This window comes from Cognatundibacterium crateris, from assembly GCF_010078235.1.
Classification (GTDB): Bacteria; Pseudomonadota; Gammaproteobacteria; order Burkholderiales; family Burkholderiaceae_D; genus Undibacterium; species Undibacterium crateris.
In genome coordinates, this window is sequence record NZ_JAABOS010000007.1 from 46,191 (window position 1) to 69,469 (window position 23,279).

General features: G+C 47.5%; 23 protein-coding genes. 4 read left to right on the forward strand and 19 right to left on the reverse strand.

From position 1 onward, the window contains the following. Positions 1 to 63 precede the first annotated feature (63 nt). The 19 genes from EYB48_RS13440 to EYB48_RS13530 all read right to left on the reverse strand — a co-directional run bounded on the left by EYB48_RS13440 (position 64) and on the right by EYB48_RS13530 (position 19,309). Positions 64 to 1,740, reverse strand: a complete 1,677-nt coding sequence (locus EYB48_RS13440; protein WP_162020883.1) for a glycosyltransferase family 39 protein — start codon at positions 1,738 to 1,740, stop codon at positions 64 to 66. Positions 1,741 to 1,812: 72 nt separating this feature from the next. Continuing rightward, positions 1,813 to 3,045 carry an EAL and HDOD domain-containing protein gene (locus EYB48_RS13445; protein ID WP_328823405.1) on the reverse strand — a complete coding sequence of 411 codons (1,233 nt, stop codon included), beginning with the start codon at positions 3,043 to 3,045 and terminating at the stop codon, positions 1,813 to 1,815. 343 nt (positions 3,046 to 3,388) lie between these two features. Further along, positions 3,389 to 3,784, reverse strand: a complete 396-nt coding sequence (cheY, locus tag EYB48_RS13450; RefSeq protein WP_162020884.1) for a chemotaxis response regulator CheY — start codon at positions 3,782 to 3,784, stop codon at positions 3,389 to 3,391. Between the two features lie 103 nt (positions 3,785 to 3,887). Beyond that, positions 3,888 to 4,961: a protein-glutamate methylesterase/protein-glutamine glutaminase gene (locus EYB48_RS13455; protein WP_162020885.1), complete on the reverse strand. Its 1,074-nt coding sequence runs from the start codon at positions 4,959 to 4,961 to the stop codon at positions 3,888 to 3,890. A 41-nt stretch (positions 4,962 to 5,002) separates the two neighbouring features. Then, positions 5,003 to 5,608 carry a chemoreceptor glutamine deamidase CheD gene (cheD, locus tag EYB48_RS13460; RefSeq protein ID WP_186880480.1) on the reverse strand — a complete coding sequence of 202 codons (606 nt, stop codon included), beginning with the start codon at positions 5,606 to 5,608 and terminating at the stop codon, positions 5,003 to 5,005. After that, on the reverse strand, positions 5,605 to 6,492 hold the full coding sequence (locus EYB48_RS13465) for a CheR family methyltransferase (protein WP_162020886.1): 888 nt from the start codon (positions 6,490 to 6,492) through the stop codon (positions 5,605 to 5,607). Before EYB48_RS13465 ends, cheD begins: the two co-directional genes overlap by 4 nt. A gap of 34 nt (positions 6,493 to 6,526) precedes the next feature. Continuing rightward, complete coding sequence (locus EYB48_RS13470) at positions 6,527 to 8,227, reverse strand: methyl-accepting chemotaxis protein (protein WP_162020887.1); 1,701 nt, start codon at positions 8,225 to 8,227, stop codon at positions 6,527 to 6,529. Positions 8,228 to 8,275: 48 nt separating this feature from the next. Continuing rightward, positions 8,276 to 8,791 (reverse strand): chemotaxis protein CheW, encoded by a 516-nt coding sequence (locus EYB48_RS13475; RefSeq protein WP_162021079.1) that lies wholly within the window; start codon positions 8,789 to 8,791, stop codon positions 8,276 to 8,278. Between the two features lie 37 nt (positions 8,792 to 8,828). Next, complete coding sequence (gene cheA / locus EYB48_RS13480; RefSeq protein WP_162020888.1) at positions 8,829 to 10,877, reverse strand: chemotaxis protein CheA; 2,049 nt, start codon at positions 10,875 to 10,877, stop codon at positions 8,829 to 8,831. 47 nt (positions 10,878 to 10,924) lie between these two features. Continuing rightward, positions 10,925 to 11,290: a response regulator gene (locus tag EYB48_RS13485; RefSeq protein WP_162020889.1), complete on the reverse strand. Its 366-nt coding sequence runs from the start codon at positions 11,288 to 11,290 to the stop codon at positions 10,925 to 10,927. 51 nt (positions 11,291 to 11,341) lie between these two features. Next, on the reverse strand, positions 11,342 to 11,890 hold the full coding sequence (locus tag EYB48_RS13490; RefSeq protein ID WP_162020890.1) for a chemotaxis protein: 549 nt from the start codon (positions 11,888 to 11,890) through the stop codon (positions 11,342 to 11,344). A gap of 49 nt (positions 11,891 to 11,939) precedes the next feature. Then, entirely contained in the window at positions 11,940 to 12,869 is a 930-nt protein-coding gene (motB, locus tag EYB48_RS13495) for a flagellar motor protein MotB (RefSeq protein ID WP_162020891.1), read from the reverse strand. A 24-nt stretch (positions 12,870 to 12,893) separates the two neighbouring features. Beyond that, complete coding sequence (motA, locus tag EYB48_RS13500) at positions 12,894 to 13,754, reverse strand: flagellar motor stator protein MotA (RefSeq protein ID WP_162020892.1); 861 nt, start codon at positions 13,752 to 13,754, stop codon at positions 12,894 to 12,896. Between the two features lie 145 nt (positions 13,755 to 13,899). After that, complete coding sequence (locus tag EYB48_RS13505; RefSeq protein ID WP_162020893.1) at positions 13,900 to 14,709, reverse strand: class I SAM-dependent methyltransferase; 810 nt, start codon at positions 14,707 to 14,709, stop codon at positions 13,900 to 13,902. Between the two features lie 18 nt (positions 14,710 to 14,727). Next, positions 14,728 to 15,276: a flagellar transcriptional regulator FlhC gene (flhC, locus tag EYB48_RS13510; RefSeq protein ID WP_162020894.1), complete on the reverse strand. Its 549-nt coding sequence runs from the start codon at positions 15,274 to 15,276 to the stop codon at positions 14,728 to 14,730. 32 nt (positions 15,277 to 15,308) lie between these two features. Continuing rightward, positions 15,309 to 15,626 (reverse strand): flagellar transcriptional regulator FlhD, encoded by a 318-nt coding sequence (gene flhD, locus EYB48_RS13515; RefSeq protein ID WP_162020895.1) that lies wholly within the window; start codon positions 15,624 to 15,626, stop codon positions 15,309 to 15,311. Positions 15,627 to 16,224: 598 nt separating this feature from the next. After that, positions 16,225 to 16,938 carry a DNA polymerase III subunit epsilon gene (gene dnaQ, locus EYB48_RS13520; RefSeq protein ID WP_162020896.1) on the reverse strand — a complete coding sequence of 238 codons (714 nt, stop codon included), beginning with the start codon at positions 16,936 to 16,938 and terminating at the stop codon, positions 16,225 to 16,227. Next, positions 16,923 to 18,338, reverse strand: a complete 1,416-nt coding sequence (gene tilS, locus EYB48_RS13525) for a tRNA lysidine(34) synthetase TilS (RefSeq protein WP_162020898.1) — start codon at positions 18,336 to 18,338, stop codon at positions 16,923 to 16,925. The genes dnaQ and tilS overlap by 16 nt, the downstream gene beginning before the upstream one ends. Next, positions 18,335 to 19,309, reverse strand: coding sequence for an acetyl-CoA carboxylase carboxyltransferase subunit alpha (locus EYB48_RS13530; protein WP_162020899.1), 975 nt, complete (start codon positions 19,307 to 19,309; stop codon positions 18,335 to 18,337). Before EYB48_RS13530 ends, tilS begins: the two co-directional genes overlap by 4 nt. Positions 19,310 to 19,753: 444 nt before the next feature. On the opposite strand from EYB48_RS13530, the gene EYB48_RS13535 reads away from it, so the two are divergent. From EYB48_RS13535 to EYB48_RS13550, 4 genes are all read left to right on the forward strand, one after another. Next, positions 19,754 to 20,776, forward strand: a complete 1,023-nt coding sequence (locus EYB48_RS13535; RefSeq protein WP_235935132.1) for a nuclear transport factor 2 family protein — start codon at positions 19,754 to 19,756, stop codon at positions 20,774 to 20,776. A 98-nt stretch (positions 20,777 to 20,874) separates the two neighbouring features. Then, positions 20,875 to 22,044 carry a L,D-transpeptidase family protein gene (locus EYB48_RS13540; protein ID WP_162020902.1) on the forward strand — a complete coding sequence of 390 codons (1,170 nt, stop codon included), beginning with the start codon at positions 20,875 to 20,877 and terminating at the stop codon, positions 22,042 to 22,044. Positions 22,045 to 22,060: 16 nt separating this feature from the next. After that, a complete protein-coding gene (locus EYB48_RS13545; RefSeq protein WP_162020903.1) occupies positions 22,061 to 22,720 on the forward strand; it encodes a peptidylprolyl isomerase in 660 nt (219 codons plus the stop codon). Between the two features lie 67 nt (positions 22,721 to 22,787). Then, entirely contained in the window at positions 22,788 to 23,276 is a 489-nt protein-coding gene (locus EYB48_RS13550; protein WP_162020904.1) for a peptidylprolyl isomerase, read from the forward strand. Positions 23,277 to 23,279 lie beyond the last annotated feature (3 nt).

The following is a 23,279-nucleotide window of genomic DNA, read 5'->3' on the forward strand; positions in this document are numbered from 1 at the left end:
TATACTCCTTTGCTCCCCACCCACTCCAGACTACATGTATTTTTATCCGTGGAAATACCTGACTTAATTCGAGAATACCAGGGTATCCCCTGATTCCTTGGTCTTTGTTAGCTTTTTGGCATAGGGTTTATTTTGAAAATCAGCCAGATCTTCTTTCAACACCAACAATGCAACTTTGCGCTCAGCCAGCAAATCAGCAAAACTCAAATCATCGATCGCCACTGAATTTTTATGGAGTTTATTTCCCCAGTAAAGGTCATTACTGCGGATATCAACGATTCTGACGACACGCTGCAAATAAAATGGCAATGAAGATTGCTGCTCAAAAACACGGTACAACACGGCTTCATGCTGCGGCAGCGCTTGTTGCGTCCACTGTACCAACGCCCGCGTAGACACTTTCTCATCCATACCGGCTGCGACATTCAACAGCAGCGGCAGGCACAGCACAGGAATCAGCACAAATGTACTCACACCGGCTTTTGGCCATATCAATGCAATCAGCATCACGAGGAAACTGGCGCATAAAAAAATGAGCCCGACCCAACCAATGAATTCATTTCTCCCCATACCAAAGGCGAAGACTTCCGCACTGGCTGATGCAGCCTGCCCCCATCCCCAATACGCGACAGCGGCAAACAAGGCCATCAGCAAGGCCGAAGGAAACACGATAGCTGCCTTGCCGCCATAGCCCTTCTCTTCCAGCCAGAAAGCAATTTGCATGGCCATCAACGGCATCACTGTCACCAGGTAATAATTAGCTTTCGCACTGGATACCGAGAAAAACAACAAGGGCATCAGCCACCCAGCCAACAGGAAGAGATGCAAACGCTTATCGGCCGGAATGAGACGCCGGACAAACAGCAATACCGGCAACAGGAAAGACCAGGGAAAAAGGAAAATCACTACCCGTGGCAAGTAATACCACCACGCGCCGGCATAGTAATCATGCGGCTCGCGCTTACCCAGGAAGCGCAAAACATGTTCGTTAATAAAGTAAAACCAGGCGAAAATCGGTTCCGTCGCCGCTGCAACAATATGCCAGGGCGCAGCCACCAGCAAAAACACTGCAATTGCGCGCCAGTCCAGCCACAGGCCAATACCTTCCAGAATGTCACGGAAGGATGTTGCCCTCAAGACCAGATAGACGCCCAGCACGGCCGAAAACAGGATCAGTGCCACAAAGCCTTTTGCCAGCAAAGCCAGCCCCAATGCGACCGCTGCAAGGTATAGATGCTTACGTTTGCGTTTTTCCGTGTACAGATAAGCTGCCATCACTGCAGTCATCAGAAAAACCGTCAACAGCATGTCAAACATCAAGACCCTGGCCATGGCAGTCACACCCAGACCACTGACAAAGATCAGTGCGGCCATACGCCCTGACTGCGGTCGAGCCACAGACTTGGCAAACCATAAAATCAGCCCAACACAGCCCAGCCCCGACAAGGCAGGCACCAGCCGTATTACCCATTCTGATTGCCCGAAGATCCCCATAAACAGTGCCGTAAGCCAATACAGCAAGGGGGGTTTTTCCATATAGGCCAGACCATTCAGGTGTGGAATGATCCAATGTCGCCAATCGCCCGAAGCCAGCATTTCACGCGGGATTTCGGCATACAAGCCTTCATTATTATTCAGTACCGGATACGCCCCTAGCCAGAATCCGAAAAAATAAACAGCAAAGCCCCACACCAGCCACAAGGGCAGCACGGGGACTGATAATGAAGTACTTTTATTCATCCTGACACAATCTGTAATTCAGCAAAAAAAACGGCAAGCCAGATGCTTGCCGTTGCCTGGAGGTAAAATAATTTAAGCGGCTGCAGCTACATTTTTTGCCCAAACTAAGGCGGACAAGTGGGCTGCATTTACATCTTCAGCAGAAATCTTGAGCGATTCAGCCAGAGATCCCACCAACATGCTATTGAGTTCACATGCCTCTGCCAGTGCCAGATACGGGCCATACAAACCACCACGCGAGATCAATGCTTCCGTCACGACCTCAGGCAATTGTATCGAAGCCATAATCTGATCCATAGGCAAGCCCAGCAATCTATCAAGCAGAGAAAACATACCGGCAACGAATAAGTTTTCAGCTTCTGCCTTAGGCATTTTCATTTGGCCTAATAATTCAGCGAAACGACCACGTACGATCGCCGTCTCAAGCAATACGGGCGAATACCCACTGGTACTTGCTGTCGCTAATAACACCGTCAACCAGCGGTAGAGTGGACTATAACCCAACATCTGCACCGCGTGCTTCAATGATTGTACTTCAGTGCGCAAACCAAAACCGGCAGAATTGATATAGCGCAGCAGTTTATAGGCAAGTGTCGCATCGCGCTTCACGACCAACTCCAACTGTTGGATGTCAGCATTTTTTCTGACCATTTCCATCAATTGCAAAATTGTGGTCTGGGAAGGATTGAGCGCTTTGACTGCAGCATTTGGCTTTGGTGTCAAATGCAATTTACCGACAAAACTATCAAGCGAAAGTGCCGAGCAAGCATCAAAATCCTGCCAGCTTGCCACATTCCGCGCCACCATTTTGACCGAAGACTGCTTCAAAGACGCATAGACCTTGGCCTGAGAGGCGAAATTCGCTGCATTCAGTTTCACTTCGATATGCGTAACAAAGGCAAAAAAACCGCGCTCCAGAGTCGTAATCTCTGCGCCACGGAGGCAAATACCATAGCCCAGGTCACGCAAAATTTTGACTGCTGCCACATTAGCGCTATCTGCGAAGTGCTTTTTATGCAGGATCAGAACGGTGTTCTTAGGCGGGAAAAGTTTGAGTCCCTCGACTTGCAATAACTGGGGCGCTGCTTCAAGAAAGATCAGGCTGTCATCTAATAAAAAGCCTTTATCATCATCATTGAGATGACCTGCAACGAACGCCAGCAACGCATCGAGACTATCGACATCCGATTCCACAGCTGGATTATTGTTTTGCCAGGAAAACTGAAACCCTATTACTTTTTGTTTAGGATCCAGCAAAGGCTCGCGCACGATGAAGTGAGTTTCGACCATATATACAATTTTCAAAGAAGTTCCGGATTAACAGCTGAGTGCCTCGCTCACCAAATCCAGACACAGTGTTCAAGGCTGTTAAGCCTGCCGCTGCGCGGGACAGGTATCAGGCAGTCTGTCAGACTTCATAAAATTACCGCAAATTATCTTACGGCTGGTTACAACAAATGATGCATTAAAGCAACACCCATCAAGCTGACAAGTACATTGTGTAGGCCATTTGGCTATTTTTTGCAAAAAACCTCAGCACCAAAAAAACGGGCTTTGTTGTCTGCACGTATACGGACAACAAAGCCTTGTGTCAGGTTGATATCTGATTCAAGCGTGCACGCAGATTCAGCAATGCACATAGTTTGAATCAGGCTGGTTTTCCGAGTTTTTCAAAAATCTTAGTTAACTTTTCATCCAGGGTCGCAGCAGTAAAAGGTTTCACTACATAACCATTTGCACCAGCCTGCGCTGCTGCAATAATATTTTCCTTCTTCGCCTCGGCAGTCACCATCAAGACGGGCAATTTGGATAAAGCCGGATCAGCACGAATATGCTGCAACATGGTCAAACCATCCATGTTAGGCATGTTCCAGTCAGAAATGACGAAGTCGAAATCGCCATTCTTTAATTTAGCCAGACCCATTGCGCCGTCTTCAGCCTCATCCACGTTGGAATAACCCAATTCTTTGAGCAAATTCCTGACGATACGTCGCATGGTAGAAAAGTCGTCGACAACTAAAAATTTGAGATTTTGGTCAGCCATGAATTACTCCAATATTTCTTTAAAGATAGTTGTTAGTATTATCGGTCAAATTACAATTTCTGGGTGCCGAAATTGCAGAAAAGCATAAAAAACGTAGTGAGAACTACACCCTTAATGCCCGACTGCCATGCGTTGCCAAGTATTGCAGAACTTTAGCAGGCAATTCATTCAGTGGTGCAACTTCATGTGTACCTCCGGCAGCGATTGCTTCTTTCGGCATACCAAATACAACACAGCTCGCTTCATCCTGAGCAAAATTATAGGCACCTGCATTTTTCATTTCCAGCATGCCCGCTGCACCATCTTTGCCCATGCCGGTCAAAATAACCCCGACCGCATTCTTACCAGCACAAGTCGCTGCTGAACGGAACAGCACATCAACCGAGGGACGGTGCCGATTGACAGGCTCGCCCGTATCGAGCTGAGTCACATAGTTTGCACCACTCCGTCCCAGCAACAGATGAGAATGACCAGGTGCAATATACGCATGGCCTGGTAATACACGTTCGCCACCACTGGCCTCAGCCACTGAGATCTTACACAAGCCATCAAGCCGTTTTGCAAAAGAACGGGTAAATCCCTCAGGCATATGCTGGGTAATTAGAATACCAGGGCAATCCGAAGGCATCTGCACCAGGAAATTTTTAATTGCCTCAGTTCCGCCCGTCGATGCACCGATGATAATCAGCTTTTCACTGCTCGTCAGCGGATTACGCACTAACGGCAGACTTTCTTGTGCAACTTTAGCATGATCACTCGCTGCTGCTGCACGACGAATTCTGGCTTTCGACGCTATCCTGATTTTTTCAGTAATCAAATCAGCGTATTCCCGCATACCACTCTGTATGGACAGCTTAGGCTTGGTCACAAAATCCACCGCACCCAACTCTAAGGCACGCATCGTTATTTCAGAACCACGCTCAGTCAGCGAAGACACCATAATGACAGGCATGGGACGCAAGCGCATCAGCCGTTCCAGAAAGTCCAGACCATCCATCTTGGGCATTTCCACATCCAGCGTCAGGACATCAGGATTGGTCTGCTTAATGAGCTCCCTTGCAACCAGCGGATCAGGTGCCACGCCAACCACTTCCATGTCTGGCTGGCTACCGATAATTTCACTCATTACGCTGCGAATCAGAGCGGAGTCGTCAACTATCAATACTTTTATTTTCATTCTTCAAACTCCACAACCACACATTTATCACTGCCATCATTTCAGAACAAATCAACCTCTCCACCAACTGAGGTGGTCTTGAGACGGCTGGCGTAATCCTGTTCACGTTTTCTCAATGTATCGTTATGCTCGACTTTCAGCTTTTTCACAAGTACTTTGCCGGTACGTGGAAAAAAATATACTTTCCTAGGATAAATATCATTAAGATCTTCAGCAATCACCCGCATTCTCTCTGCGCGCAGGTAATCCAAAACGAATTTAGCATTCCGCTCACCAACATTGATTGCTGTAAAGCCGCGCAAAACATTACCACCGCCAAAGACCTTTGCCTCCATGTTTTCTCTTTTAGCACCGGCTTTCAGAAGCTCATTAATCAGCACTTCCATCGCATAGGTACCATAGCGCATAGAGGCCGACACCGGATTGTCGGCATCCCCCCCCGTATCAGGCAACATAAAGTGATTCATCCCACCCACGCCCGACACCCGGTCACGGATACACGCTGAGACACAGGAGCCCAACACAGTGACGATCAGCATATCCTTATTGGTGAAATAAAATTCACCCGGCAATATCTTGGCAGCATCACAATCAAATGTGCGGTCATAGTAGACATTGGTTGCAAAATGCTCTTCGCTCAAGCTCATAAACTACCTTTATGCAGGTGACTTACCGATGGCCGGCTGGCAGCCCTGGAATTTGCCAGCTCGTAAACTGTCTTTCCCTTCAACTTCAGCTCATCAGTAACGTATAAAAAGTTTTCTGAATGCCCTGCAAACAGCAAGGCATCCGACTTCATCAGCGGAGCAAATTTTTTAAGGATTTTCCCCTGAGTAGGCTTATCAAAGTAAATCATGACATTGCGACAGAAAATCGCGTCAAACTCACCGCTGACCGGCCAGCTATCTGCCAACAAGTTCAATTGCTTAAACGTGATGAGATCACGCAGTTCCTGCCTGACGCGAACCAGCCCCTCTTGCGCCCCTTTTCCCTTCAGAAAAAATTTCCTGACTCTTTCCTGCGACATTTTTTCAATCCGGTCAGCGTTATAAACGCCTCTTGCTGCAGTATTGAGAACATTCGTATCAATATCAGTCGCGATAATTTGCGCTGGCGGACGCATAGTCCCAAATGCCTCACACAAAGTCATTGCAATGGAATATGGCTCTTCACCGGTAGAACTGGCTGAACACCAGATACTGACTGGTGTCGCACACTTCTTAACGTGCTCAGCAAGTATAGGGAAATGATGTTCCTCTCTGAAAAAAGAAGTCAAGTTAGTGGTCAATGCATTGGTAAACGCCTCCCACTCCTGACTATCGTGATCGCCCTCAAGCTTATTCAGATATTCCGTGAATGAAGTCAGGCCTGTCGCCCGCAAGCGCCTTGCCAACCGGCTATACACCATCTCCTGCTTACTATCTGCCAGTGAAATACCAGCACGCTTATAGATCAATTCACGTACCCGATCAAAATCCCGCGAATTGAAGTTAAACTCTTTCGAGGACTCTGATTTCACTCTGTCTGTCATAGTTGCGCACCCAGGTAATTAGTCAGGAGCAAACTCAGAACTCCTCCCAGGAGTCATCGTCGGCACTATTTTTTGTTAGTTTTTTGGGTGAATTACTTTCTGCACTCACCTGAGGTATCGCTTTTTTCGCCGGCGCCTGCACTTTTACTTCACGCACGGCAGGTCTGGCCGAAGCGCTCATGACATTGCCTGTATTTAACTTAAATACACTGACAGCCTGTGCGAGCGAAACCGACTGCTCTTCCATACTCTCAGCTGCGGCGGCAGCCTGCTCGACCAGAGCAGCATTTTGCTGGGTCATTTCATCCATCTGAGTAATAGCAAGATTGACCTGCTCAATGCCGGAACTTTGTTCCTGGCTGGCAGCGGTAATTTCACTCATGATGTCAGCAACATGCTGAACGCTGGTCACAATCTCGTCCATCGTTTTTCCAGCTTCGTCGACCAGCTTACTACCCTGATCTACTTTATCGACCGAATCACCGATCAAAGACTTGATTTCCTTTGCAGCGCTGGCACTGCGTTGCGCGAGATTTCTAACCTCAGCTGCAACAACCGCAAAACCACGCCCTTGTTCACCTGCACGTGCTGCTTCAACCGCAGCATTCAGTGCCAGAATATTGGTCTGAAAAGCGATGCCGTCGATCACACCAATAATATCAACGATCTTACGTGAGCTATCCTTAATCGATCCCATGGTTTCGACCACCTGACCGACTACTGCACCGCCTTTTACAGCAACATTCGTCGCAGACACAACCAGTTGATTAGCCTGGCGCGCATTGTCTGCATTCTGTTTCACCGTGCTGGTCAATTCCTCCATAGAAGAAGCAGTTTCTTCCAGTGAGCTAGCCTGGGATTCTGTACGCTGGGACAGATCGGCATTTCCTGAGGCAATTTCTTGTGCGGCCACAGTAATCGTTTCGGTACCAGTCCTGACCTGTCCGACTGTGGCGGCCAGATTGTCATTCATATTTTTGAGTGCAATCAATAACTGCGCAACTTCGTCACTACCCTCAACTTCTATCGTACTCCGCAAATCTCCACTTGCGACAGTTTCAGCAAGCTGCAGCGACTCACTCAATGGCTTGGTAATACTTGCAGTTAGCATCCACGCAACCAAAGCACCGAAAGCAACCGAAGCAATGAGTACGACAAACAGTAAGTACGAGAGTCTGGTTCCCGTGCGGGCTGCATTTTCAAATGCAGTTTGGGCAGCTACTGTCTGCAGATCAACCAGTTTATTTATCTCCTGTATCGATTTGCTACTGAGTGGCTCAAGTACCGAAGTGATGACCTTGACCGCGCCTTCACCATTGAAGGCCAGAGCCTGTCCGACCGCGTCTTTGAATGGTTGTTCGATTTCCTTATCTATTCTCGCTACCTCAGCCAGAATTTTCTTTTCATCCTCAGACAAGCCCAGGCTGACCAGCTTTACTTTTGATTCTTCATACAGTTTTCTTTGCGCCTTGACCTTGCCTTCTTCTTTCTGCATTTCGCCGACATCCGATTGAATGCCAATGTTTCGCATGGCGATCCCACCCTCATATACCGAGGTTTTCATCGCATTCGCCAATAATTGCTTTTGGTTTGCAACGCTCAAACTATCGGCCATCTCTTTACGACTTGATGCATTCATCGCATTAACGATCAGCATTACCACTGTGACAGCACCGAGAATCAGAGCGAAACCCGCTCCCAAACGTGTGCCAATTTTTAGATTACGCAAATTCATCGCAGTCTCCTCGCCATGTAGTATTTTCTAATTTGGACAAGTAATAATTTAACTGGCGTGATCGACCAAGCCCATTTCAGGACTGGACATCAGCTTATCGATCTCAACCAGGATCAGCATACGGTCTTCCAACGTTCCGAGGCCTATCAAAAAGTCAGTACTGAATGTGGTTCCCATTTCTGGTGCTGGCCTGACCTGCCCTGGCATCAGCGTTGTTACATCCGACACGCTGTCGACTACCATACCAACAATTTTTCCTTCGATATTCAGGATGATCACTACAGTAAACTGGTCATAGGATGGCGTACCAAGATTAAATTTGATACGCATATCCACCACAGGAACAATGTTGCCTCGCAAATTGATCACGCCTTTCAAAAAATCCGGCGCATTGGCGATCCTGGTCACGGCCTCATAGCCCCGAATTTCCTGCACCTTCAGGATATCTATCCCATACTCCTCATTTCCCAAAGTAAAAGCCAAAAACTCATGTCCGGCGACATCGACAGCACCGCCTTCTTCAGAAGTATTTGCATCGTTTTGAAATTGAGTTGCTTGAGTCATCATATGTCCTTCAAAAAATCTTTGTAGTCAGTTGTAATTATTTACCAGAGCGGAGTAACGCAGGCACATCCAGAATCAAGGCAACGCCACCATCTCCAAGAATGGTGGCGCCAGAAATGCCTGGCACTTTCTTATAGTTCGATTCGATATTTTTTACGACGACCTGTTGCTGCCCTACGAGATCATCGACAAATAAGGCTGCTTTTTTACCATCAACCTCAACAATCACGACTATGCCGTCAGAGGGCTCTAAAAATTTTGGTTCAAGCGCAAACATCTTATGCAGTGCAACCAATTGCAGGTATTCATCCCTGACCTTAATCACTTTCCCCTTACCATTGACTTCTTTCACATCGTCCGGTGCAGGCTGCAGAGACTCGACCACATAACCAAGTGGAAGTATGTAAATTTCTTCACCCAACTTGATCGACATGCCGTCGAGAATCGCGAGTGTGAGAGGCAAGGAAATCGTTATCGTGGTTCCAAACCCGCGCGCAGAGCGTATATCCACCACCCCACCCATCGCAGCGATATTACGTTTGACCACATCCATTCCGACGCCGCGACCCGAAACGTCAGTTACTACATCAGCAGTAGAAAAGCCCGGCGCAAAAATCAATTGCCATACTTCAGCATCAGTCATACTGTCGCTGACAGACAATCCATTTTGCTTTGCCTTCGCGAGAATTTTCTCTCTGTGTAAACCGCCGCCATCATCACTGACCTCAATGACGATGTTGCCGCCTTGATGCACCGCTGATAAAGACAAGCGGCCGGTTTCGGTTTTACCGGCACTGACACGGGCTGCCGGCATTTCAATGCCATGATCGATACTGTTTCTGACCAGGTGAGTAAGCGGATCAACAATACGCTCGATTAAGCCTTTATCCAGCTCTGTCGAAGCCCCATAGGTAACAAATTCAACTTTCTTACCCAGCTTATTGGCCAGGTCACGCACCATGCGCGGGAAGCGCGAGAACACATAATCCATCGGCATCATGCGGATAGACATAACAGCTTCTTGCAAGTCACGTGTGTTACGCGTCAGGTGGGCAACACTGCTGAGCAGCCGTTCGTTCTCAATCGGATCCAGAAGCTGGGTGCGCTGTTCCAGCATCGCCTGGGTAATCACCAGCTCGCCGATCAGATTGATCAGTTGATCAACCTTTTCTATCCCAACCCTGATCGTGGTGGATTCCTGGCTGGCAGTTGGTTTTTCAATTTCTTTTTTGACGGCAGCTTTCTTCTCTGCACCCGAACTGGTCACCGCAGGTAGGGCCGGCGCCACCGGTGCTGCGACACTTGCGGCTGCCGCTGCTTCACCTTCCAGCGGCGGGAACATTGCGTCCAATGGTTCAAAAAAACCGTAGCCCAGTTCGTCTTCACTGAGCTGCACCTCAGCCGCAGGTCCTTCGACCGCCTCTTCAGATATTTTCAGACAATCCGGATTTAAGATGAAAGAGCAGATAGAGATAATATCGTCTTTACCTTCATTGGTTTGCAAATGCAAGACCATGCCATCCCGGACTTCAGACTCACGACTGATTTTTCCCAATAAACCCAACTCGGACATCAGCGCATTCGCATCAGCGTCACTGACGGCAGGTAACTCTATCCTGAATGCGGAATGGAAAGTGGTATATTGATGTTCGTCTTCTACTAAGCTAAGTGCTGGTTTAGGTGGTGGTGCTGCAGCATCGTCCTGCGACAAAGACTGCAACAGCATACGGACATCGGCTACCGCGTCCTGATCAACCGGAGAGCCCAAACGATGCCCATCAAGCTGCATCTTGAGCACATCTTTTGCCGACAAAAAGGCATCCACATGCTCGGCTGTTAAGGCCATTTCGCCTTTGCGGATTTTATCTAACAGGGACTCAAGGACATGAGTCACTTCGGTCATGTCGTTCAAACCAAAGGTGGATGCCCCACCCTTAATGGAATGCGCAGCCCGGAAAATGGCATTGAGATCTTCCGGATCTGGCGAAGCTACATCGACCGCAAGCAGCAATTTTTCCTTCTCGGCCAAAAGCTCTTCTGCTTCATCAAAGAAGACCTGGAAAAACTGACTCATGTCAATCGTCATTATTACACTCCGAGATTTACATTAATGCGAAACAAGCCATGGCTTACTTAGCCAATCACTTTTTTCACAACTTCTGTTAGCTTCTGCGGGTCGAAAGGCTTGACCAGCCAGCCATTCGCACCGGCGGCCCGACCCTTTGCTTTCATATCATCACTCGACTCGGTTGTGAGCATCAGAATAGGCACTCTTTGATATGTAGCAAGTCCACGTAAGGATTTAATCAAAGTCAGACCGTCCATGCGCGGCATATTCTGATCAGTCAGCACCAGATCAACGACTTGATTTCTGGCTTTTTCCAGCCCGTCCTGTCCATCTACAGCTTCAATCACCTGATAGCCAGCAGCCTTGAGGCTGAATGCAACCATTTGTCTTAACGATCCTGAATCGTCAACAGCTAAAATTGTCTTGGCCATAATTACTCCATCTACGAATGAAAGGCCCAATAGCTTGGGTTTCGCACAAAATTAAAATAATTCAATATCACCGCTATCCAGATGCTTCTGGTGAACTGCCTTCCTTAACAAACTCTGCAAATCTGCGCTCTGCTTATCAAGTCTTTGCGTTGTTTCCTTGAGCAGAGATTCCAGATCTTCATTCTCAGACTCAGTGGAAATATCATCACCAACCACACCCAGGGTCACCAATACTTCACGCAATCCCTCACAGCGCTGCATCGTTCTGGAAATAAGCTGACTGGTCAGGTCCTGAAACTGCAGGCAGGTCACAGCGGAATTAATATGTGAGGCAATTTCACTCTGTATAAGCTTGAGACGGTCAACACTTTCATTGGTCACCGCACCTGAGTTAATGATCAGATTGATTTCATCCTGCTCTTTGATTACGGCAGAATGCAGAGACATGAAACTGATACCCAGTTTCTCTATTGCCTCACCCAGTAACAAAGCCGTCTGAGCGAGGTCCGTTTCCACCTCGGATAAATGCGCACTGCTGTGATCAGAGACACCTGACAGCAGTTGTTTTACCTGGGGACCGAGCATTTTCTCTTTGGACATCTTGAGCATCCCGTATGCGTAAAATAAACAAGCGATGCAAACTTAAAGGTTACTTTGTACCTTTTACTGTCACTTCTGCTTTTGAATCTGATTGACTGGTTACTTCGACCGAGCCGCCATCCTGAGAAGCCGACTCTTCTGCTTTTTTATTCATCACGATGATGCTGATTCTTCGATTAACCGGATTGTAGGCATCCTGCTTATCAAACAACACCGATGAGGACAGCCCAACTACGCGCAGTACCTTAGACTCGTCCATACCACCGTAAATCAGTTCGCGGCGCGATGCATTAGCACGATCCGCTGACAATTCCCAGTTGCTATACCCCTTCTCACCTAAGCCATAGGGAGTTGCGTCGGTATGACCGGATAAGCTGATGCGATTTGGCACCTCATTCAGCGCCTTACCAATCTCATGCAAAATTTCACGTGTATAGGGTTGCAGATCTGCCCTGGCTAACGCAAACATGGGTCGGTTCTGCTCGTCCACCATTTGAATGCGCAAACCTTCGGTCGTAATGTCCAACAGCAGTTGTTTTTTATACTGCTTCAAGGTTGGATTCGATTCAATCACTGCCTCAATTTTTCCTTTGAGATTCTTCAGCCGCTCCGCCTCTTCTTTTGCGAGCGCGGCTTCCGCTGCCTGCAGGTTATATGTTTTTTTAGATGATTCAATATCACCCTTGCGGTTCTGGCCCTCTCTCAAGCTGAGATCCTTACCGCCACCTTTAATCACGCTGGAGCTATCACCGCTTCCATCTCCGCCAGCCATCGCGACCTTCAATGGGGTCTGAAAATATTCAGCAATACCCTGCAGGTTTCCCTTTGCCGTTGAACCCAGCAACCACATCAACAGAAAAAAAGCCATCATTGCCGTTACAAAATCGGCGTAGGCGATTTTCCATGCACCGCCATGATGACCACCGCCAGCTTTTTTAATACGCTTGACGATAATTGGCCTGAGTTCCTCATTTGCCATCGCACTACCCCAGAAGACTTTTTATTATTTTGATTTAGACTGCTTAATATGTTCTTCCAGCTCACTAAAGGTTGGTCTTTCGGTTGAATACAGCACTTTACGACCAAATTCGACAGCCAAAGCTGGCGCATACCCATTCAGACTGGCAAGTAAAGTGACCTTAATGCACTGAAAAGTTTTCGAGGCCTCATCATTTTGCTGCTCGATCAAACTAGCCAGTGGGCCAACGAAACCATACGCAAGCAAAATACCTAGAAATGTACCAACCAAAGCTTTAGCAATCAGAATCCCCAATTCAGCCGGAGGAATGCCAACCGACTCCATTGTATGCACCACCCCCATGACCGCAGCCACAATACCGAATGCCGGCAAGCCATCACCTAACTTCGCGATAAAGTGGGCCGGCACAGCAGCTTCATGATGATGCGTTTCGAGTTCGTTATCCATCAGATTCTCGATCTGAAATGCATCCATATTTCCGGATACCATCAAGCGCAGATAATCACAGATAAACTCCATCAGATGATGATCATGAACGATCAAACCATACTTGCTGAACAAAGGACTGTCGTCAGGCTTCTCAATATCACCTTCGATTGACATCAAGCCTTCTTTTCTCACCTTAGTCAGCACGTCAAACATCATGGTCATCAATTCCATGTAAAGTGCCTTGGTGTATTTTGAGCCTTTGAATACGGTGGGAATGGCTTTCAATGACGCCTTCAAACTCTTGGCATTATTCCCAACCAGCGCTGCACCAACCGCAGCCCCACCAATCATCAACAATTCAAGCGGCTGAAACAATACGGCCACATGGCCGCCTGACATAACGAAGCCACCAAACACCGACCCCATAACAACTAAATAGCCAACGATGACTAACACGGAACATTACTCCCTGAAGGAAAATCAAAGCATAAATCACTTACGTTTATCATATCAGTCCAACCCAGAGGAAGCATGAAAAAACGCGGGAATTTCTTGCGAAAAACTAAAAAATTTCCAGAAACCAACAGCAAGAAACCAAAATTCACATTTTCCAGCCGTATAAATAAATTTCCTCGTATCCACACTGTATTGCAAAATCCGGCTTTCTTCCATGAACAACAAACTCATAACTGATAAATATTGTTCCAGGCAACATTTCCTGCTGCACTTTTTCCCACAAACCCGACATCACCACCGGCGACAAATAGGCATACACCACATCAAATGCAGCCAAGTCGATTTCTTCATAATTGCCAAAGTGGATGCGAACATTTGCCTCGTGCCGCAACTTCGCCCTACACCAGCTGACAATAAAGGGAAACAAAGCCAGCTCAATTCCGGCATATCTATATCGCGGAAATTTTTCAGCCAAACCCAAAAGCACCCCACCAAAACCAGACCCAACGTCCAGCACGGACAGTGATTTTTCAGGACTCAATTGTTGCGCCAGCATTTCTACTGCGCGATGAGGTGAAGGATAGTAAGGCACGCGACTAAACAAAGTCGCGCCGCAGATGGCAAACAAAAGCAAAAAGAGAATAAGATAGAGCTGAGGATTCAGCTGTAAAGAGGTAGCCAACCAAACGAGCCAGGGAAACAACGCCTCAATGACGCACCACCACCAGTCCAAGCGCAGAATATAGGCAGCCAGCGCCGCTGCGCAAGAAAGCGCAATAACAAAATAAAGAGGATAAATCGGGACATTCAGCGTGCGATGTATCAGGCTCACTGAAATCAGCACAAGAAAGAAACAAATTAATTGAACGAACAGTGCAGCCAGCGCCACCGGAATCAGGGGCTGACGATCCGGGGTGAGCTTGAACAAGTCAGATAAAAAACGGAACTTAAGCAATCCACCCCCAAATTAGACTCAGGCAACCATTGCCATCTCCGCATCTTTCGCTTTTTTCGTTTTGCCAGCGCGGGATGGGACATGACACAGGCCACAGCGATACTGATCATGTAAATCAAGTGAGTGTGCAACGAAATGACCACCACATTCACTGCAGCGGGCAAATGTTAACATTTTTCCCTCAAAAAATCGAACCAAAGTCCAGGCGCGCGTCAGCGATAACAAAGCATCATCAGGATTCAGGCAGCCGACCTGCTCCAAGTAAAGCTTGTAGGACTTAACAACAGCCTCGATGCCGGTGATTTCAGCGTGTTCATTGAGGTACTTATAGATATTCATGAACAGCGATGAATGAATATTCGGCTGCCAGGTCACGAACCAGTCGGTCGAAAAAGGCAGCATTCCCTTTGGAGGAGAAACGCCCTTCAACTCCTTGTAGATTTTCAATAAGCGTTCGCGAGACAGAGAAGTTTCCGACTCAAGCAATTGTAAGCGCGCACCCAACTTAACCAGTTCTATTGCCAACTGAATCTCATTAGCTTCATTTACAACACTTTTGATCGCCATGTTCGCCTCACTCTTTATATTCAAAAAAGAAATTAATGAATTTCTTCAACTGGCTGACCAGCCATCAGGATGGCTGCATGGGAGTGTGCCAAAGCACGTTCTTTGTTGTAATTGGTCAACATGCAGAGAATCGCGCTATCTTCGAAACGGAAGCGGGCAAGCATCATATTGGAGCCTGCCAACTTCAGTATCTGAGAGTTATTCAAACCCTCAATCAGATCTGCAATTTCTTTACCTATTCCCAGACGGAAAATTGCAGTCGCTTTATCAGCACGTATCATTTGCTGAGCAAGCATCAAGTAGCTTAAGTTTGCATCGCGAATTTCCGCCATCATATCGTTCTGTGTCATTTCCACACCCTCCAGTCCATTTTTCAAGACAAGTTCATTGCCGTTGAGACACATTGTGCTTGGACGAAAAAAACCGAGGTATAGGCAAAAGTAGATATTTACGGACGGAATACAACGAAAGCGCGCATAGGAGATTAACCTACACACGTAAGACATTCTCTATTTTGTTTAAAACAGAGAAAAATTGAATTTTTTAACCAACAGCAAGAAAACAAAAAATAATCTTAATAAAACAAAGACTTATCTTAAATAAGGCAGCTTTTTAGTTTTCTCTCATTACTATTAACGGCACTAAAAACGAGAACTTTAGGGTTAATCGCAAAAATTTTTAAATATTTTTTCCTACAGTTTGATAACGGCAGGGAATAAAAAAACTTTAGGGCAACTGTCGTTTTTTTGATGGGAATTTTGCGAAAGTGATGGAATTTGGTTCAAAAATAAAAAAATCGCAACTGAACTTAGCTCAGTTGCAATTTTTAAATATGGCCATTTGAAGCTTTTTTCCTGAGGCACTTAAAAGGTCTTGGGATACTTCCATATCACTTACGGCGACATTATCCCGTCCATAAAGGCGAAAAGCTAATGGTACAGACGGCCTTTATTGCAAACGCCACAAACAATCCTGCTTACCTTGCTTATCTAAACCTGCCAACAGTTTTTCATGCTCATCCAATTCAGTCGCGTCAGCTGCAATGCAAACCATGTCGTCAATCGCAAGTGCTTCGACTGGCAAATCAACAACAACTTGCACAACCTCTTCTTCTATGTCGATCGCAAAGCTATTCTGCCCGCGCGACATTGCCAAAAAAACATCGGCCAGCAACTCCGCATCCAGCAAAGCGCCGTGCAGTTTTCGATGTGAGTTCGAAATTTCATAACGGTCGCACAAAGCATCGAGGGAGTTTCGCTTTCCTGGATGTAACTCCTTGGCCTGAACCAGGGTATCGGTGACATGGCTGACATGATCGGCAAAATTTCCCAGACCGATTCTGGCAAACTCTGCATTCAGAAATGCTACGTCAAACGGCGCATTATGAATAACGACTTCTGCACCACGAATGTATTCACAAAACTCTTGCGAAATCTCTGCAAATTTGGGCTTATCCGATAAAAACTCAGTCGTGAGTCCATGCACTGCGAGCGCACCCTCTTCTGAATCGCGCTCAGGATTAATGTACTGGTGGAAATTATTACCGGTAAGTTTGCGATTAATTAATTCAACGCAACCAATCTCAATGATACGGTTGCCATCACGCGGACTAAGGCCGGTGGTTTCCGTATCAAGGACAATTTGCCTTAATTGTTGTTCCATACGTTTTTCCCTGATTCATCAAAAACCCAATGCAGACTTATCTTTGCAGTTGAATCCTGATCAAAAAACTTTGCATTCATACCCACTCGGGCTGCATATATTAAGTCAGCTCCCACTGATACGAATGGTAATTCACTCCTGACCCAAAAAGGTATATTCAAAGACTGGAAATGACTTTTCATATCACGGGTAGGCCTGTCGATTGCCAGCTTCATGCGCTCACCACCTCGGCGCAAATGTAAAACCAAGGAGCACTGAGACAGCCATTCGGGCGCCAGTCCCTGTTCGGCAGTCTTAAAATACAACACGCCACCGTAGGCCGGAAATGCCAGACTGGACTCACCTTTCCAAGTAAAGCTGACCTCATCCAAACCAGACAAGCTACCCTCGACTTGCTGGAGGTAGACCGCGGCCCGATAGCGGTGCAGCACATGCTCGCCGCAATGAATTTCTATACGCGCATCCGTTTTTGCATAAAAAAGCTGCTTAAACATTTCCTGCAGTCTTGCAGTTGATGGCAGACGCACGCCTTGCTGACTTAACCAATACCTGAAAACATGGGCTGCCCGGCTTTCACCAAGCGCCACCAGCCTGGGAACCAGCAACTGGCTATCCTCTGTACACTGAATCAGATCTGAGGCTGCCATTTCCTCAATCAAATCCCGTGCTGCACTGACATGTCTGGCACCACGCGACATGCGCGCAGCAAAGCCAGGGTAAATTTCCTCAAGCACAGGCATCACTCTGTGTCTTAACGCATTTCTGCGGTAACGCACATCCGCATTTGACTCATCTTCCACGAAGGCTAGCGCATGCAAGCACTGGAATTGCTCCAACTCCTCACGACTGGCTTCCAGCAAAGGGCGGACGATCATCAAAGCCGGATCGCCCAGCAACCCAGGCGCTGCATTCGACAAATCCATCCCGGACAATCCTGCCAGGCCAGAGCCGCGCAACATTTGCATCAGTATTGTTTCCGCCTGATCATCCTGGTGATGTGCGGTCATCAAGTGGCTCACACCGTGAGTGATGCAAAGCTGACCGAGCGCGGCATATCTTTCCTTGCGCGCCCCAGCCTCAAGCCCGAGCCCGGAAGTCAAATCCACAGTCACTCTGATGGCATGAAAAGTAATTCCCAGTTCGTCACACCTTGCCTCACAATGTTTGAGCCAGTCATCCGCATTCGGACTTAATCCGTGATGAACGTGGAACGCAAACAGAGGAATTTGGTGCTGGCGACTATACGCATGGGCCAGGCTTAGCAATACGGAGGAATCCAGACCGCCGCTATAAGCGACGGCCAGGCTGAGCGCTTGATTAGCACTGCTTTTCTGAAGACAAGAACCTAGGACATCCGAAAATTTGCGTCTGAGCGCAATTTCATTCTTGTCAGATTTCATTCAGTAACTTTAGTTTCCTTAAACTTGCCATAGCTCATGAGTTTTTCATGACGGGCAGACAACAAATCCTTAGTCTTCACTCCCTGGAACTGACGCAGGGTATCCGCGAGTGCACGTTTGACCAGTGCGCACATTTGCTTAGGATCACGATGTGCACCACCCAAAGGTTCATTGATAATTTTATCGATGAGACCCATCGCTTTCAACCGGTGTGCCGTCAGGCCCAGTGCTTCAGCAGCATCGGAGGCACGGTCAGAAGTCTTCCACAGTATTGATGCACAACCCTCAGGAGAAATCACCGAGTAGGTTGCATATTGCAGCATCAACACGGCATCACCGACCGCAAGCGCCAGCGCACCGCCGGAACCACCCTCGCCGATTATCGTCGTGATCAACGGGACTTTTAATTCAGCCATCACGTACAGATTATGACCAATCGCCTCCGACTGACCACGCTCTTCCGCATCAATCCCAGGCCATGCACCGGTCGTATCAACAAAGGTAAATACCGGAATATCGAATTTTTCAGCCAGCTTCATCAGGCGCATGGCTTTACGATACCCCTCAGGCTTAGGCATGCCAAAGTTACGCAAAGCACGTTCTTTGGTGTCACGCCCCTTTTGATGCCCCATCACCATACAGGCCTGACCGTTGAAGCGAGCCAGACCACCAACGATGGACTGGTCGTCAGCAAAACTGCGGTCGCCATGCAATTCATGAAAATCAGTAAATATCTGATTGATATAGTCCATCGTATATGGACGCTGCGGGTGACGGGATATCTGAGAAACCTGCCAAGGAGTCAACTTAGCATAGATGTCCTTGGTCAACATCTGACTTTTCTTAGACAATCTGTCGATTTCTTCCGAAATATCTACAGCAGAGTCATCTTGAACAAATCGCAGCTCTTCAATTTTTGTTTCGAGTTCTGCAATGGATTGCTCAAAACTCAGGAATGTCGTTTTAGTCATCGTGCCTCCTTCAATCTACACGAGTTAAAAATGCGAAGAAACATCTGCTTATCACCAATGGCCATAATGGCCATCATGGCGCACTCTCAAAGAGTGTAGCAACACCACAAAACAAGAAAAAACACAGATGAATCTTAATATACTTGCCACTCAAAGGAGACTGAAGAATCAGAATCCATTAAGACGGACAAGATTAAATATCAAAAGCAGGCTATCTGTCCAGCTTAGAATACTTCCTCGGGATGAGATTCTGCTATCTGCCCTCTTCTGCACGCATTTCGCAAGATTTAAAAAATTACCACGTTCTGCATGTGTTCAATTTATTAATTCCATCGAAACACCCAATGCTGGCTACTTCTTTGATAAGATGTGATTTTGTGTGCTACCGTTTAGCATTACAGCCCTCGCGTTCAGACTACTAAAATGATTACAAGCCAGAACACTATGCGTCATCTCCTGAAAAGTATTTTTATCACCTCCTCTCTGGCACTGGCATTGGCCTCTTCATCCGCCAGCGCCGATGAGGCCGCTGACATCGGTAAGTTACTGCGCGCCGGGCAGACCTCGGAAGCCTTGCAAAAAGTCGATGCAGCATTGGCCAGCAAACCCAAAGATGCGCAGATGCGCTTTTTGCGCGGCCTGATATTGACTGAGATGAACAAGTCCGCTGAAGCGATCACTGTTTTTACTAAACTGACCGACGACTATCCGGAGCTTCCTGAACCCTACAATAATCTCGCCGTGCTGTATGCAGCGACAGGTCAATATGACAAAGCGCGTGCGTCGCTGGAAATGGCCATACGCACCAATCCAACCTATGGTACTGCACATGAAAATCTGGGTGATGTGTATGCCAAACTGGCCAGTCAGTCCTACGACAAGGCACTGCAACTGGACTCTGGTAACGCAACTGCCAAGCTAAAACTGACCTTAGTGAAAAATTTGGTTGGCAATACCACAGGCGGCACCAATCCTAGAAACAACCCGGCTCCGGCAACTGCAGTGACCGCGGCTGCGCAGGCAAAACCAAGCCATGTCGTCGCAAAAACCGATCCTGAACCAGCTAAAGCAGAGAACAATCCCGCCAAAGCTAAGCCCGCTGTAGCAGCAGCGCCTGCTCAGGACAAGGATGAAGATGATGTCATGCGCGCCGTGGAAAAATGGGCGAAAGCATGGAGTAACCAGGAAACTGACAGCTATTTAGCCCACTATGCCAAAGACTTCCAGACACCAAAAGGCGAAAGCCGCAAAGCCTGGGCTGAAGAGCGTCGCAGCAGAATTGAAGGCAAAGGTCGCATCAACGTCAAGGTAGAAAGCGCCAAAGTCAGCGTTGACGGTAACTCAGCAACCGTCAAATTCCGCCAAATTTATACTTCAGACCGGCTGACCGCGAATAGTCGCAAAGTGCTTGCAATGACCAAGCAAGACGGTAAGTGGCTGATCAAGCAGGAGCGCGCAGGTAGCTGATGTTTTCTGCAGTACTGAAAAATGCTTTACTTATTAAGAGAGTAAAGCTGCGCCCTGTCGCTTCCATTTTCTTATTCTCACTTGTTTTGCTGACTGGCATGCATGAGGCGCATGCTGCCCGCCGCAGCAAATCAGACACGATAGAGCCACCTTCCGGTGTGAGCCTGCCCAATCCGGATCTGTTGCTGATTGAAACCGTACGGGCACTCTCTAATAATCAGCTCTCAATCGCTCAACAAAAAATTGATGAGCTGGTTGCGGCCTATCCGCACTTTCAATTGGCGCATCTGATACGTGGTGATTTGCTGTTGATGCATACCCGTCCGCTACAAGGCTTTGGCAGCGCGGCCAATAGCCAGCCAGAAAAGCTCAAGGAGTTGCGCGATGAAGCTGCTGCCCGTATCCGCGCCTATCAACAGCGTCCGGCTCCAGAGGCGATTCCCAAGGTATTAATTCAACTCAAGGAAGACCAGAAACAGGCTTTAGTGGTCGATGCAAAACGCTCCCGCCTCTATGTTTATGATAATCAGTCAGGCTTGCCTAAACTGGTCAGCGACCATTACATCAGCCAGGGCAAGTTCGGCATAAATAAATTCAAAGAAGGTGATCAAAAAACACCTATTGGCGTTTATTACATCACCAGCAGATTATCTGGCAGTAAGCTGCCTGACTTTTATGGGCCCGGCGCACTGCCGCTGAATTATCCTAACGAATGGGACAAGGTGAATGGCAGAGGTGGCAGCGGCATCTGGCTGCACGGAATGCCTTCTGCTAACTTCAGCCGCCCGCCGCTGGCATCTGACGGCTGCGTTGTATTGACCAACCCGGATTTTCTGCGCATCGCGGCAACCATAGACATAGGCAGAACCCCTGTCATCATTTCAGATCAGCTGGAATTCATCTCAGCACAGCAATGGCAGCAAGAACGGCATTCAGCCAACAAACTGCTGGAAGATTGGCGCCTGGATCTGGAAAGCCAGAATGTAAACCGGATATTTGCTAATTACTCGCGCAATTTCAAATCCGCCCAAAGCGAAGATTTAAATGCCTGGTTCACCAAACAACGACCATCCTGGGAAGGCTGGACCGCACCGATTGTTCGCTTAAAGGACATTACCCATTTCCGCTATCCGGGTAAAGATGAAATACTGGTCTCTACTTTTACCATGGAACTGAGTTCCGGCAAGTCAAAGATGAGTAGCAGGAAGCGTCAGTATTGGATCAAAGAATCCAATAAATGGCGCATCATTTACGAAACAAATGTCTGATGTACAGGAGATAAGCATGAAACAGCTTTATAAAAAAATCAGTTTGGTGTTTGCCGTGACTGCCGCACTCAGCGCGCCAGCTGCATTTGCGGAAAATTTGCCCAAAGTCGCCTTTAAGACCAATATGGGCGAAATCGTAGTGGAGCTTTATCCGGAAGCAGCGCCGGTCACGGTTGATAATTTCCTCAAATATGTCAAAGCCGGCCAATACAAAGGAACGATTTTTCACCGCGTTATCAATAACTTTATGATACAAGGTGGCGGCTACGATAAAAATTTCAAAGAAAAGCCTACCCGCAAACCTATTCCACTGGAGGCTCGCGCTGCCCTGGAAAAGGGCTTGAAAAATGATGTGGGCACCATTGCAATGGCGCGCACCGAAGATCCAAACTCAGCCACGGCGCAGTTTTATATCAATGTCAAAGACAATGACTTCCTGAATCATCAGATTCTGCCCGATGGTGATCCGGTTGAATTCCTCTACCGTGGCAACAACACAGTTGCACCAAGAGCCAAGGCATTACTGGCCACGGCAGGCTACACACCATTCGGTAAAGTGATCAAAGGCATGGATGTCGTGGAAAAAATCAAAGGCGTGGAAACCGGCGATTCCCACATGATGCAAAATGTCCCGAAAAAAGACATCATCATAGAATCCGCTACTGTAATAAAATAACTTTCTTTTCATCACCTAATTAATCACCCGATTAATCACCAGATTATTTACCCAATTAAGGACAATTATGGCCGTTCTTCTGACTACGAACCATGGCAACATCACTATCGAACTCGATGCTGAAAAAGCACCGAAAACTGTTGCCAACTTCCTCTCCTACGTTGAATCCGGTCACTATGCCGGTACGATTTTCCATCGCGTAATCGACGGCTTTATGATACAAGGCGGCGGTTTTGAGCCAGGCATGAAGCAAAAAGACACGCAGGCGCCTATCGAAAATGAAGCTAATAACGGCTTGAAGAATGCCTTGTACACGATTGCAATGGCACGTACCAGTGCACCGCACTCTGCATCCGCTCAGTTTTTCATCAACACCAGCAACAACTCCTTCCTCGACTACCCAGGTCAGGATGGCTGGGGCTACTGTGTATTCGGCAAAGTAACTGAAGGCACTGAAGTCGTTGACAAAATCAAAGCCGTCAAAACAACACGTTCCGGCATGTTTGCCGATGTGCCAGTTGAAGATGTTGTGATCCAAAAAGCAGAAATCATCTGATCA